General features: G+C 41.1%; 13 protein-coding genes. All 13 read left to right on the top strand.

The features are described from left to right. The first annotated feature begins 54 nt into the window (after positions 1–54). A complete protein-coding gene (locus tag MKX62_RS22155; RefSeq protein ID WP_340742361.1) occupies positions 55–1023 on the top strand; it encodes an NAD(P)H-dependent flavin oxidoreductase in 969 nt (322 codons plus the stop codon). Positions 1024–1053: 30 nt separating this feature from the next. Continuing rightward, a complete protein-coding gene (locus MKX62_RS22150) occupies positions 1054–1449 on the top strand; it encodes a thioesterase family protein (protein WP_067210598.1) in 396 nt (131 codons plus the stop codon). A 44-nt stretch (positions 1450–1493) separates the two neighbouring features. Further along, positions 1494–2639 (top strand): Leu/Phe/Val dehydrogenase, encoded by a 1146-nt coding sequence (locus MKX62_RS22145; RefSeq protein WP_340742360.1) that lies wholly within the window; start codon positions 1494–1496, stop codon positions 2637–2639. Positions 2640–2654: 15 nt separating this feature from the next. Continuing rightward, on the top strand, positions 2655–3710 hold the full coding sequence (gene pdhA, locus MKX62_RS22140) for a pyruvate dehydrogenase (acetyl-transferring) E1 component subunit alpha (protein WP_067210595.1): 1056 nt from the start codon (positions 2655–2657) through the stop codon (positions 3708–3710). 3 nt (positions 3711–3713) lie between these two features. Further along, positions 3714–4730, top strand: a complete 1017-nt coding sequence (locus tag MKX62_RS22135) for an alpha-ketoacid dehydrogenase subunit beta (RefSeq protein WP_340742359.1) — start codon at positions 3714–3716, stop codon at positions 4728–4730. Positions 4731–4742: 12 nt separating this feature from the next. Beyond that, on the top strand, positions 4743–5963 hold the full coding sequence (locus MKX62_RS22130; RefSeq protein ID WP_340742358.1) for a dihydrolipoamide acetyltransferase family protein: 1221 nt from the start codon (positions 4743–4745) through the stop codon (positions 5961–5963). Position 5964: 1 nt separating this feature from the next. Then, positions 5965–7404 carry a dihydrolipoyl dehydrogenase family protein gene (locus MKX62_RS22125; protein ID WP_340742357.1) on the top strand — a complete coding sequence of 480 codons (1440 nt, stop codon included), beginning with the start codon at positions 5965–5967 and terminating at the stop codon, positions 7402–7404. A gap of 154 nt (positions 7405–7558) precedes the next feature. Then, the gene (locus MKX62_RS22120) at positions 7559–8542 is read left to right on the top strand and encodes an ABC transporter substrate-binding protein (RefSeq protein ID WP_187045177.1); all 984 of its coding nucleotides are present in this window, start codon (positions 7559–7561) and stop codon (positions 8540–8542) included. Between the two features lie 18 nt (positions 8543–8560). Then, positions 8561–9610, top strand: a complete 1050-nt coding sequence (locus MKX62_RS22115; protein WP_340742356.1) for an ABC transporter permease — start codon at positions 8561–8563, stop codon at positions 9608–9610. After that, the gene (locus MKX62_RS22110) at positions 9588–10385 is read left to right on the top strand and encodes an ABC transporter ATP-binding protein (RefSeq protein WP_067210581.1); all 798 of its coding nucleotides are present in this window, start codon (positions 9588–9590) and stop codon (positions 10383–10385) included. Before MKX62_RS22115 ends, MKX62_RS22110 begins: the two co-directional genes overlap by 23 nt. Positions 10386–10424: 39 nt before the next feature. Further along, positions 10425–11216 (top strand): fumarylacetoacetate hydrolase family protein, encoded by a 792-nt coding sequence (locus tag MKX62_RS22105; protein ID WP_340742355.1) that lies wholly within the window; start codon positions 10425–10427, stop codon positions 11214–11216. Further along, on the top strand, positions 11213–11971 hold the full coding sequence (locus tag MKX62_RS22100) for a fumarylacetoacetate hydrolase family protein (RefSeq protein ID WP_340742354.1): 759 nt from the start codon (positions 11213–11215) through the stop codon (positions 11969–11971). The genes MKX62_RS22105 and MKX62_RS22100 overlap by 4 nt, the downstream gene beginning before the upstream one ends. A 22-nt stretch (positions 11972–11993) precedes the next feature. Beyond that, on the top strand, positions 11994–12383 hold the full coding sequence (locus MKX62_RS22095; RefSeq protein ID WP_340742353.1) for a 5-carboxymethyl-2-hydroxymuconate Delta-isomerase: 390 nt from the start codon (positions 11994–11996) through the stop codon (positions 12381–12383). Positions 12384–12463: the final 80 nt, after the last annotated feature.

The raw sequence follows: 12463 nt of genomic DNA, 5'->3' as shown, positions 1-12463 counted from the left end.
AATTATCTTTTAACTCTTCTTAGCATAACATAATTGCACAGGGGTGGAAGAAAAATGATATACGTTTGTAAAGTGCTTCAAATCACTCTTCCAATTATACAAGGTGGAATGGGGAATATCAGTAACGCAAAACTGACAGCGGCTGTTTCAGAGGCAGGGGGACTCGGCACAATTGGATGCGGAACAATGACTCCAGATGAAGTAGAAAAAATAATAGTTGAAACGAAAAAACTGACAAACAAGAATTTCGCAATCAACATCGCAATCAGTATTTCACCATACGTAACAGAGCTGATTAATCTTGTCATTAAACATAATATATCAGTTGTTTCGCTATCAGCAGGAAATCCAGTACCTTATATTCCCCTACTACATGAACAAGGCGTGACAGTCATTGCGCTTGTAGCCTCAGTAAAACACGCACTTAAAGCTGAGGAAGCGGGGGCAGATATTCTCGTGGCAGAAGGGTTTGAAGCAGCTGGCGTCAACTCTAACTTGGAACTGACGACATTTACGCTACTACCTCAAATAGTGAAGAATGTTAACGTGCCGGTAATTGCTGCGGGGGGAATCGGTGACGGTAAAGGTTTGGCAGCTGCGCTGACGTTAGGGGCGAGTGGTGTGCAAATGGGTACCCGTTTAATAGCGACAAAGGAAGCTCCATTTCATGACACGTACAAGCACAACCTTGTGAATGCAAGTGATACCGAAACGTTACTTATTGGACGCAGTGTAGGGCGGCTGAGACGGATATTAAAAACGCCATACGCAATGAAACTAAAAGACTTAGAAAAAGCAGGAATGACATTGGAACAATATAGTGAAATGACTTCGGAACAACAACATGTCTTGGGTGCAATCGAAGGCGATATGGAAAATGGTTTTGTCAATAGCGGCCAAATTGCAGGATTAATTGAAAACATCCCGACTGTGAAGATTCTACTTGATAGCATGATGGAAGAAGCAGAAAATCAGCTGAATAAATCGATAGAAGAAATTAAGGACATAAGGAAAAATGAGTAATTTAAACTATAACTTAAGTAGGGATAGCGGATGAAGTGTGGGTTAAACATTGGTAGAGAAGAGACGATCGAAATAATTGTGACAGAGGATATGTTTGCTTCTTTTGAGGGGAAAGTTGTACATCCCGTCTATTCAACAGTAGCAATGACATATCATATGGAGTGGGTTTCTCGAAAAATTATTCTTCCATTTTTGGAAGAGCATGAAGAGGGAATGGGTGCATCAGTCCAACTAAAGCATCTTGCTGCGTCTCCACTTGGATCTAGAGTAACCTTGACAGCCAATTTAATTGAGTTTCGTGACAATAGGGTTGTGACAAAAGTCACTGCAGAAAATCATTTAGGGCTTATCGGAAAAGGTGAAGTGATGCAAGTTATATTGTTAAAGGAAAAAATTGCGGAAAAGCTGAATGAAGCTTCATCCTGAAAAAAGAGGTTTTCATGACCAATCTTAAAGGGGAGAATCGAGTAATGCTAGCTGAAAGAACGTCAATGACAAAGGAATTTGAACTCTTCGATCGAATGAGTGAGCATGAGCAAGTCGTTTTTTGTAATGACTCTTCAACAGGTTTGCGTGCGATTATTGCAATTCATGACACAACGCTTGGACCAGCACTCGGCGGATGTCGCATGCAACCTTATAGCAGTGTGGAAGAAGCGTTAGAAGATGTTCTTCGCCTTTCAAAAGGAATGACCTATAAATGTGCGGCAGCCGATGTCGATTTCGGGGGTGGGAAAGCAGTTATTATCGGTGATCCGAAAACAGATAAATCACCGGAATTATTTCGTGCGTTCGGTCAATTTGTGAATTCACTGGGCGGCCGTTTTTATACGGGAACGGATATGGGAACGACAATGGATGATTTCGTTCACGCAATGAAAGAAACCAATTTCGTCAATGGTCTCCCTGAGGTATATGGGGGCGGCGGAGACTCATCAATTCCAACAGCTGCAGGTGTTTTGTACGGTATAAAAGCGACCAATCAGATGCTCTATGGAAATGACGATTTAGGCCAACATATATACGCGATTCAAGGTCTTGGAAAAGTTGGATTCAAAGTTGCAAGTGGATTGCTTGAAGCAGGAGCTCGCATTTTCGTAACGGATATTAATGAAGAGAGTCTGCGGGCAATTGAAGAAGTTGCAACAAAAACTACTGGTAACGTACAAATTGTTGCAAATGAAGCTATTTATTCGCAGGAAGCGGATATATTTGTTCCGTGTGCATTTGGTGGAATTATTAACGACGCTACAATTCCTCAGTTTAAAGTAAGAGCGATTGTAGGTTCGGCTAATAATCAGTTATTAGATGATAGACACGGTAAATTATTGCGAGATAAAGGGATATTATATGCACCAGACTATATCGTCAATTCCGGTGGGCTTATTCAAGTGGCAGATGAATTGTATGGCATTAACCATGAGCGTGTACTTGTGAAAACGAAACATATATACGATGCAATTATGGAAGTTTACGAGGAAGCTGCGAATAGTGGAAAAACAACAGAGGAATCCGCTAATGCAATGTGCGAGAAAAGAATAGCGGATCGAGGAAGAAGGAATAGCTTTTACTCAGCACCAGCTAAACCAAAACGGTCGTTTCGCAATCATTCCTGATTGGAGGCAAGTTAAGTGGAACATAACTATCCTATAAAAAGAATAGTAGATAATAAAGGCTTTCTTGTTGATACAAGCTTTGAAAAGCAGATAGATGAGCAATTGGTAAAAAATTTGTACTATCACATGTTACGAGTTCGTACATTTGATAGAAAAGCAATTAATTTGCAACGACAGGGACGTCTAGGTACTTATGCGCCTTTTGAAGGACAGGAAGCTGCTCAAGTTGGTAGCGCACTCGCACTAAATGCCGACGACTGGGTGTTCCCGACGTATCGTGATCATGGTGCGACGATAACGTTCGGGAAAAGTATGGCCAGAACATTTTTGTACTGGAATGGGAGAGTAGAAGGTTGTGTAGCTCCAACGGATAGAAATATTTTCCCGCCAGCTGTTCCAATTGCGACTCAACTCCCCCATGCCGCAGGCGCTGCATGGGCTGAAAAGAGAAGGGGAACACAAAATGTTGCAATTGCCTATTTCGGCGACGGTGCTACCTCGGAAGGGGATTTTCATGAAGGATTGAATTTTGCGAGCGTATTCAAAGTACCAGTCGTCTTTTTTAATCAAAATAATGGGTATGCGATTTCGGTTCCGATTGAAAAACAGATGAATTCTGCAACAATCGCTCAAAAATCAGTTGCCTATGGTATGCCAGGGTATCGAATTGATGGTAATGATTGTTTTGCAGTTTATTTTGAAACGAAAAAGGCCTTTGACTATGCCCGGTGTGGAAATGGCCCGACATTAATAGAAGCGGTTACTTGGCGAAAAGGAGCTCATACGACTGCTGATGATCCGTCTAAATATCGTCCTGAAAAACAAGGAGAGAATTTTGTTGACCCTCTTATCCGATTAGAATTATTCATGAAGAATTACGGCTACTGGAATGATGAGTGGATCCAAGCGACTAAAGAAGAAACGACTAGTGAAGTTGAAGCAGCAGTAGAAGAAATGGAAAAGTTCCCGCCGCCGAATGTAGCTGACGTTTTCGATCATGTATACGCTGAAATGCCAGCACAACTCGCTGAACAAAAAGAAGCGTACCTTGCACATTTAGGGAGGCAATAATTGATGACACAACTGAAAGAGTCGGATTCAAAAAAAGAAACGACAAAACAAATGACACTAATCCAAGCGATTAATGATGGCATGCGTTTGATGCTAGACGAGGATGATCGAACCATCATACTCGGTGAAGATATCGGTAAAAACGGTGGAGTTTTCCGTGCGACAGAAGGACTTCAGGAGCAGTTTGGGGATGACCGGGTAGTCGATACTCCGCTTTCAGAGGCAGGAATTATTGGCACATCAATAGGTCTTGCAGTTAATGGTTTTCGACCGGTTGCAGAAATCCAATTCCTTGGTTTTATCTATCCTGCGTACGAACAGATTATGACACATGTTTCAAGGATTAGAATGCGGTCGATGTCTCGTTTTACTGTGCCTATAGTCATTCGAGCACCATACGGGGCAGGAATTCGTGCGCCCGAAATACATTCTGATAGTACAGAAATTTTATTCACACATATGCCTGGCATCAAGGTAGTCTGTCCGTCTAATCCATACGATGCTAAAGGGTTATTGATTGCGGCGATGGAAGATCCTGACCCTGTTCTAGTTTTGGAGCCTATGAAAAACTACCGTTCGAAGAGAGAAGAAGTACCTGTTGGAAAGTATACTGTGGAAATTGGTAAAGGGAAGATCGTGCGTAAAGGTTCGGATGTCACACTTATTGCTTGGGGAGCTATGATTTCAATCGCAGAAAAAGCCGCCGAACTGGCCGGGAAAAAGGGGATTAGTTGCGAAATTATCGATCTGCGAACATTGTATCCAATCGATCGGGACATCATTACTCAATCTGTGCAGAAGACAACGAGAGCGGTCATCATTCATGAGGCGCATAATACCGGAGGGCTCGGCAATGATATTGTTTCGATTATAAACGATACCGCTTTCCTTTATCTACGAGCTCCAATTGAACGCGTGACGGGATTCGACGTACCGGTTCCATTCTTTACATTAGAAGAACATTATCTTCCAACTACGGCACGTGTCGTTGAAGGAATAGAAAAAGTGCTTCATTTTTAAGGAGGAAATGGAATGCTCGAAGTAAAGTTACATGATGTCGGGGAAGGAATGACCGAAGGGGAAGTGCTCCATTATTTAGTCAAAGTTGGGGATTCGGTTATGACAGATCAACCGCTTGTTGAGGTGCAAACAGACAAAATGGTCGCTGAACTTACTTCACCCTGCTCAGGTATCGTGAAAGAAATACGTATTGAAGCAGGGGAAACCGTTCAGGTCGGAACAAGTCTACTTTATATTGAAATTGATGAAGCTGTTCGAGCTGTACAAAAATCATTCGTAGAAACGAAGTCAATTGCTGAGGAGCAAGCAATCCCGACAATTAAACTAGAAGAGAAATCCCCTCATATGCCTTTTAATCGAATACTAGCTGCACCATACACACGCAAGATTGCACGGGATAACAATATAAATATTGAAGATGTCCATGCTAGTGATCCCTCTGGAAGAATAAGCGAAGAAGATGTTTTACGATTCTTAAAAGGACAACAAACCGACACGGAACCAAAGAAGGAAAGTAAGCAGGTAGAGGTCGACCAAGAGGTTCCTGATGAAATTCCTTTTAGAGGAATTCGAAGAAAAATCGCAGAAAAGATGACGAAATCACTCTTTACAATTCCGCATGTTACTCATTTTGACGAGGTCAATATGACGAACTTATTTAAAATGAGAGAGCAATTGAAAGCTGATGGTGAATCAGTTAGTGTATCAGCATTTCTTATAAAGGCACTCGTTATTTCGTTGAAGGATTTCCCGATATTCAATGCTGAACTTGATGAAGAAAATAGCCGGATACTACTCAAGAAAAACTATCATATCGGTATCGCAACAAATACCGATAGCGGTCTAATTGTACCTGTTTTACATGATGTTGATAAACAATCCATCAAAGAGATTAATGCAAATGTCAGAAGTTTGACAGCAAAAGCAATCGCTGGTAAATTACAACCGTTTGAAATGAAAAACAGCACATTTACGGTGAGTAATGTTGGACCCCTGGGTGGTATGGGTGCCACACCAATTATCAACTACCCTGAAACAGCTCTAATTGCTTTCCACAAAACGAAAAAACAACCGATTGTCAATGAGCATGATGAAATTGTTATCGGTCATATCATGACACTGTCAATGGCGTTTGACCATCGTGTTGCTGATGGTGCGACAGCCATTGCATTCACAAATCGTTTTGCAAGCCTAATTGAACAGCCTCACAAGCTGATGATGGAGATGATTTAAAATGGTTGTTGGAGAAATCAGTCAGGAAAGAAATCTCATTATCATTGGAGGGGGACCGGGCGGCTACTCTGCTGCTATACGTGGTGCGCAGCTTGGTCTCTCAGTGACGTTAATTGAACAGGCAGAATTGGGCGGTGTTTGTCTGAATGAAGGATGCATTCCATCTAAAATATTTACACATGCAGCAGGTATGCGCTCAGATATAGCCCATTTTCAAGAACTTGGAATTGGGAATATGGAAAAAATAATTGATATCAAAAAGCTGGTTTCCTATAAAGACAAAGTTATCAAACAGCTCAGGTCTGGCGTAGAAAGTCTATGTAATGAAAACAAAATTGAAATAATCCGGGGCAAAGTTACTTTCCTCGCAGTAGACAAAATCGGTGTAGAAAATGGCCATCAATTCGATATCTTTGAATTTGAGCAAGTTATTATCGCAACAGGAAGTTCCCCAACTATGCCGCCAACAATTCAAGAAAAAGGGGAAAGGATTTTATTGCCTCATGAAATATTTAAACTGGAAGAGATACCTAAGCATCTTATTGTTAGAGGTCAAGATACCATTGCACTCGAAGCAGCTTCAAGTTTTGCAGCATTAGGAGCGCAAGTAAGTATTGTAATTGACGATCAAGCAGGTTTTCCATTTGACGAATCTATTAATAAGGAATTAAATCGTTTATTTAAAAAGCGAAAAATGAAAGTCTATAAAGAACTTGAACTCATATCAACACATGAAACGGAAGACGGAATTACGCTAACATTTCAAACAGATAAAAACGTAGAAGAGACAATTAGGGGATCATATCTATTCGTTTCTGGAACTAGGAGACCCAATTTGGAGGCTCTCGGCATAAGCCGCTTCGGAATTGTACAAACAGCCGAGGGTTTCATAAAAGTAGATGGAAATATGCAATCATCGATACCTTCTATATATGCAATTGGTGATGTAACAGAAGGTCCCCTATCGGCTGTGAAAGCAATTAAACAAGGAAAAGCTGCCGTAGCATCAATTGCAGGAGAACAAACTGAAGTCAATCTGACATTTATGCCGGTTGTGGCACATACAATTCCACCAATCGTTTCTGTAGGGCTTACAGAACAAAGTGCGCGCGATTTTGGATTGGCTATTCGTGTCAGTCAATTTGCACTTGGTGGCAATGGCTATGCAACAATTACTGGTAAAAAGGATGGGTTTATTAAAGTTATTTCTGATGCAACAACTGAAATCATTCAAGGCATTCACATGATTGGTGAAGGGGCCGTTGAAATGTCAGGTTCGTTTGTGCAGTTGCTTGAAATGGCTGCGAAAGAAGAAGATATTAAATTCCCACACTATGCACATCCAGGGTTCAATGAAGGACTACTTGAAGCGGTAGAGGGGCTAATCGGACAAGCGATTCATGCTGCGCCGATAAAAAGAAAAGACATGTTGACGATCTAACGCATCTAAAAAGGAGTAAAGGAAATAAAAATCTCATTCAACCCGTTTTGGCGCTTAGTTCATCAATTCAACTAGGCAAACCAAACGCATCACACATTGATTCCTAGGATTCAAATAAATAGTAAATATACTAGCATAAAAAGGGGGAATTGTAATGAAGAGCGGTTCGAAAAAAATGTTGGTATTTATTCTTAGTGCTGTATTACTACTTGCAGCATGTGGGAATAGCGGGGAAGTTAAGGATAAGAAAACATCTTCGAAGAAATATAAAATAGGTGTCAGTCAAATTGTTGAACATCCATCCCTCAATGCAGCTTATGACGGCTTTAAAAAGGCTTTAGAAGATGCAGGGATTGATGTGGAATATGATGTTCAAATTGCTCAAGGCGATAACAGTGTAAACACAACGATAGCGACAAATCTTGTCAGCGCAGATGTCGATCTAATATTTGCGAACTCAACTCCTAGTGCTCAGGCAGCAGCTAGTGCTACAACGGAAATTCCAATCATTTTCACATCGGTAACAGATGCGGTTGGGGCGGAACTCGTTGACTCAATGGAAAGCCCTGGAGGCAACGTTACAGGAACAATTGACGCGCATCCTGATGCAATTACCAATACAATGAAGTTCCTTAAAGAAGAATTGGATGCAAAAAATGTAGGAATGGTGTTTAACTCTGGAGAGCAAAACTCTCGTGCTCAAGTAGATGCAGTTAAAGAAATGCTGAAAGATATGGATATGACTGTTGTCGAAGCGTCTGTTGCTACATCCGCAGATGTGAAACAAGCGACTGAATCGTTGCTTGGCAAAGTAGATTCTATGTACATCATCACAGATAACACGGTTGTTTCGGCGCTTGAATCTGTAATTTCAGTCGCCAATGACAATAAAATTCCGATGATGGTTGGCGAATTCGACTCTGTAAAACGAGGCGGCTTAGCAGCATATGGATTTGAATACTTTGACATCGGTTATGAAGCAGGACAAATGGCTGTGAAAATCTTAAAAGGTGAAAGTAAACCAGCTGACTTACCAGTTCAAATTCCACAAAAGTTGAAATTGATTATGAATAAAGACACCGCATCTACTCTAGGACTCGACATTAAAGACGAATGGAAAGCTGAATTTAGTGAATAGATAGGAGGGTGATTTTACATGTTTTCAGCTGTATTTGGCTCTGTAGAGCAAGGAATCATCTATGCAATTATGGCACTTGGCGTGTATATTTCATTCCGAGTTTTGGATTTTCCAGACTTAACGGTTGACGGAAGTTTTGTTACAGGAGCTGGAGTTGCCGCCACGATGATTATCTTCGGATATCATCCGGTGGCGGCTACAGTAGTAGCCATTGTTATCGGTTTTCTTGCTGGATGTGTAACCGGCCTTCTGCACACAAAAGGGAAAATCAATGCACTTCTATCTGGAATATTAATGATGATTGCCTTGTATTCGATAAATTTACGCATAATGGGACTGACATCTGAGAATTCGATTGGTCGTCCGAATATCCCATTGCTAAATGCCGAAACTTTGTTTGTTCAGTTCAAAACATTTTGGAGCCCTTTAGGTATCGACACTGCGATTAGCAATTTTTTCAGCATGCTGGGATTCCAACACTTGCCTTCAACGTGGGGTACATTGTTCATCATGATTATTATCGTTTTGCTAATCAAATTTGTCGTCGATTGGTTTTTGAAAACCGAAGTCGGGCTTGCAATAAGGGCTACTGGTGATAATAAGAAAATGATTCGTAGTTTATCAGCTAATACAGACACACTCGTTATTGTAGGTCTTGGCTTTTCAAATGCACTCGTTGCCTTTTCGGGAGCATTGATTGCTCAGTATTCAAAGTTTGCTGACATCGGAATGGGAATCGGAATGATTATCATCGGGCTAGCTTCCGTTATTATTGGTGAAGCAATTTTCGGTACGAAAACGATTATGCGAACGACGTTTGCTGTAATTGCAGGAGCCATTATTTATAGAATTGTACTTGGACTTGCACTTAGAGTGGACTTTCTCGATACGGGTGATATGAAATTAATTACAGCAGTTATTGTAATTGGTGCGTTGATATTACCGCAGTTCTTTGAAAAAAAGCGAGAAAAAAGCAGGAAAGCTAAACGCCATGCTGAGAGGCTAATAGAGCATGAACAGTTGCTGATGAGGGAGGGAAATCCCGTTGCTAAAGCTCAGTCAGATTAATAAATTATTTAATGAAGCAACACCTGATGAAAAAGTAGCTTTGGATCAAATTAATCTAACATTAAATCCAGGAGATTTTATGACTGTGATTGGAAGCAACGGTGCCGGTAAATCGACGATGTTAAATATGATTTCAGGTGCTCTTTCTCCTGATTTTGGTGTTATTGAAATTGCTTCTAATGATGTTACAAAAATGCCTGAATACAAGCGCTCACAAATGATTGGAAGGGTATTTCAAGATCCAATGGCGGGGACAGCTCCTACAATGACGATTGAGGAAAACCTTGCAATGGCCTATTCACGAAACAAAAAACGTGTATTAAAAAAGGCTGTTGATAAGAAACGGCGTGAATTATTCCGCGTATCTCTTGAAGCCCTTCATTTAAACCTTGAAAACCGATTGAATGCAAAAGTAGGAATGCTTTCTGGTGGGGAGAGGCAAGCACTTTCACTGTTGATGGCTACCTTTACACAACCATCTATTTTGCTACTTGATGAACACACTGCTGCACTAGATCCAGCACGAGCCGAATTAATTACAAAATTAACAAAGCAACTTGTTGAAAAAGATCAGCTCACAACGCTGATGATCACTCATAATATGCAGCAAGCACTCGACCTAGGGAACAGGCTTATTATGATGGATAAAGGGCAAATCATTTTGGAAATAGAGGCCGATGAGAAGAGGAAATTAACCATTCCTAAACTGATGGATGAATTCCAACGCATTCGCGGTGAAAAGTTAACGAGCGATAAAGCATTGTTATCAGTATAGTAATTTGTTTTCTTTGTTTGTTGCAAAGGAGTGGAATGGATGAGTAGAGCAAGGATTAAAGTGTTTGGGGTAAATGAATTAGTTTCAGTCGATGTGAATATAGTTACGAGTACAATCACGATAGAGGACTGCGCGGTAAATGCTAATGAAATACAACTCGACATCCCGATAACAGGAACGGTTTTTGGTACACTGCTGAACTATAAAGGGGCACTTGAAAGACTTGGTGATGCTGTAAATGACAAACCATATAGTGCACCACCAATTGCCCCAGTTCTTTATATTAAACCGGCAAATACTTTCAACCGTTACGGTGCAGAAATCCCTATGCCAGCTGGGATATCAAGGCTGGAAATGGGTGCGGCACTCGGAGTGGTCATAGGAAAGCAAGCCGTTGCTGTGGATGAAGAAAATGCGCTGACTCATGTGGCAGGCTATACGATTATCAATGATGTCAGCGTGCCACATGATAGCGTATACCGTCCAGCTGTCCGGCACAAAGCACGTGATGGATTTTGTCCTATAGGGCCATGGATTATCGACCGGCAAGAAGTGGATACCCCAGATGATTTAATTATCCGTGTATTCATCAATGATAAGCTCCAGCAGGAAAATTCAACATCGAATTTGATTCGTTCGGTCTCTCGTTTACTAACTGATGTAACCGAGTTCATGACGTTGAATCCAGGAGATGTGTTACTCGTAGGGGTCCCTGAAGAAGCACCGCAAGCCAAGATAGGCGATAAAGTTCGAATTGAAATAGCAGGTATTGGTAGTTTAGAAAATTTCATAGTTGACGAAAAAGAATCCAAATGGAGGGGGACGATATGAAAAAAGCACGAATAGCATATGGGGGTGCCATCCATGAAGCAATTGAATGGGAAGGGCAACTCAAATTAAATGATGGTCGACTAGTAGAGGAGAGCAAAGTAACTTGGCTTACGCCGATAGAGCCACGGACGGTATTTGCGTTAGGTCTTAACTATGCGGATCATGCAGCAGAACTTGCATTTGCCGCTCCATCTGAACCACTTGTCTTTTTAAAAGGACCGAATACATTTATCGGGCACCAAGCATATACTCGTCGTCCCTCAGACGTAACTTATATGCACTGTGAGTGTGAATTGGCCGTCATCATCGGTGATACAGCTCGAAACGTCAAAAAAGAAGACGCCTATAACTATGTTAAAGGCTATAGTGTCGCTAATGATTATGCGATTAGAGATTATTTGGAAAATTATTACCGTCCCAACTTACGCGTGAAGAATCGTGATACTGGGACACCATTCGGTCCGTGGATTGTTGAGGCGGCAGATGTTGCGGACCCAATGAATTTAAAATTGACGACGCATGTCAATAACAAACTCGTACAAGAAGGAACTACAGCGGATATGATCTTCGATATTCCCACGCTTATTGAGTACTTAAGTAGTTTCATGACATTGAGTGAAAATGACGTCATTCTTACAGGAACTCCTAAAGGTTCTGTCAATACTGCCGTCGGAGATGTTGTCGTCACGGAAGTTGAGGGAATCGGACGGTTAGTAAATACCATTATCGGAGATGAATCTTTCATCTATCGATAGTGTAAAGAGGAGAAGAATTTGCTTGCCACATTTTATTGTAGAGTACACGGATAATATTAAAGATGAAGCGAATATTGCAAAGCTATTTGAAGAGATTCATAAAGTCTTGATTGCACGAGATACGATTTTTCCGATAGGGGGAATCCGCTCAAGAGCGATTGAATTAAAGGAGTATCGGGTGGCAGATGGTGCTGAGGAAGACGCTTTTGTCCATGCCAAGTTGAAAATAGGGGCTGGACGCTCAGAAGAAATAATGAAAGAAGTTTGTGATGCGCTATTTGAAGTCATGAAAGAACATTTCTCGCAAGTAATGTCCAAGCGCTATTTAGCATTGTCAATGGAAGTAATCGAATTTAGTGAAGCGGGTACTTATAAACAAAATAATATTCATGCTAGATTTAAAAAGAAGTGAGAGATGACTATATAGTCGGCACTTAACAAATAGACTGTTCTTCCAACACCGCTTTGTCGCTCGGTGATGGCCTCACGCAA

The organism is Sporosarcina sp. FSL K6-5500, assembly GCF_038005665.1.
Lineage (GTDB): Bacteria > Bacillota > Bacilli > Bacillales_A > Planococcaceae > Sporosarcina > Sporosarcina psychrophila.
This window is presented reverse-complemented; position numbering and strand designations above follow the sequence as displayed.

Excerpts from the sequence above, each read along its gene's own strand:
- MKX62_RS22130 (WP_340742358.1), top strand. The coding sequence starts at position 4,743 with ATGCTCGAAGTAAAGTTACATGATGTCGGGGAAGGAATGACCGAAGGG.
- MKX62_RS22150 (WP_067210598.1), top strand. The coding sequence starts at position 1,054 with ATGAAGTGTGGGTTAAACATTGGTAGAGAAGAGACGATCGAAATAATT.
- MKX62_RS22105 (WP_340742355.1), top strand. The coding sequence starts at position 10,425 with ATGAGTAGAGCAAGGATTAAAGTGTTTGGGGTAAATGAATTAGTTTCA.
- MKX62_RS22120 (WP_187045177.1), top strand. The coding sequence starts at position 7,559 with ATGAAGAGCGGTTCGAAAAAAATGTTGGTATTTATTCTTAGTGCTGTA.
- MKX62_RS22155 (WP_340742361.1), top strand. The coding sequence starts at position 55 with ATGATATACGTTTGTAAAGTGCTTCAAATCACTCTTCCAATTATACAA.
- MKX62_RS22115 (WP_340742356.1), top strand. The coding sequence starts at position 8,561 with ATGTTTTCAGCTGTATTTGGCTCTGTAGAGCAAGGAATCATCTATGCA.
- MKX62_RS22135 (WP_340742359.1), top strand. The coding sequence starts at position 3,714 with ATGACACAACTGAAAGAGTCGGATTCAAAAAAAGAAACGACAAAACAA.
- MKX62_RS22145 (WP_340742360.1), top strand. The coding sequence starts at position 1,494 with ATGCTAGCTGAAAGAACGTCAATGACAAAGGAATTTGAACTCTTCGAT.
- MKX62_RS22125 (WP_340742357.1), top strand. The coding sequence starts at position 5,965 with ATGGTTGTTGGAGAAATCAGTCAGGAAAGAAATCTCATTATCATTGGA.
- MKX62_RS22100 (WP_340742354.1), top strand. The coding sequence starts at position 11,213 with ATGAAAAAAGCACGAATAGCATATGGGGGTGCCATCCATGAAGCAATT.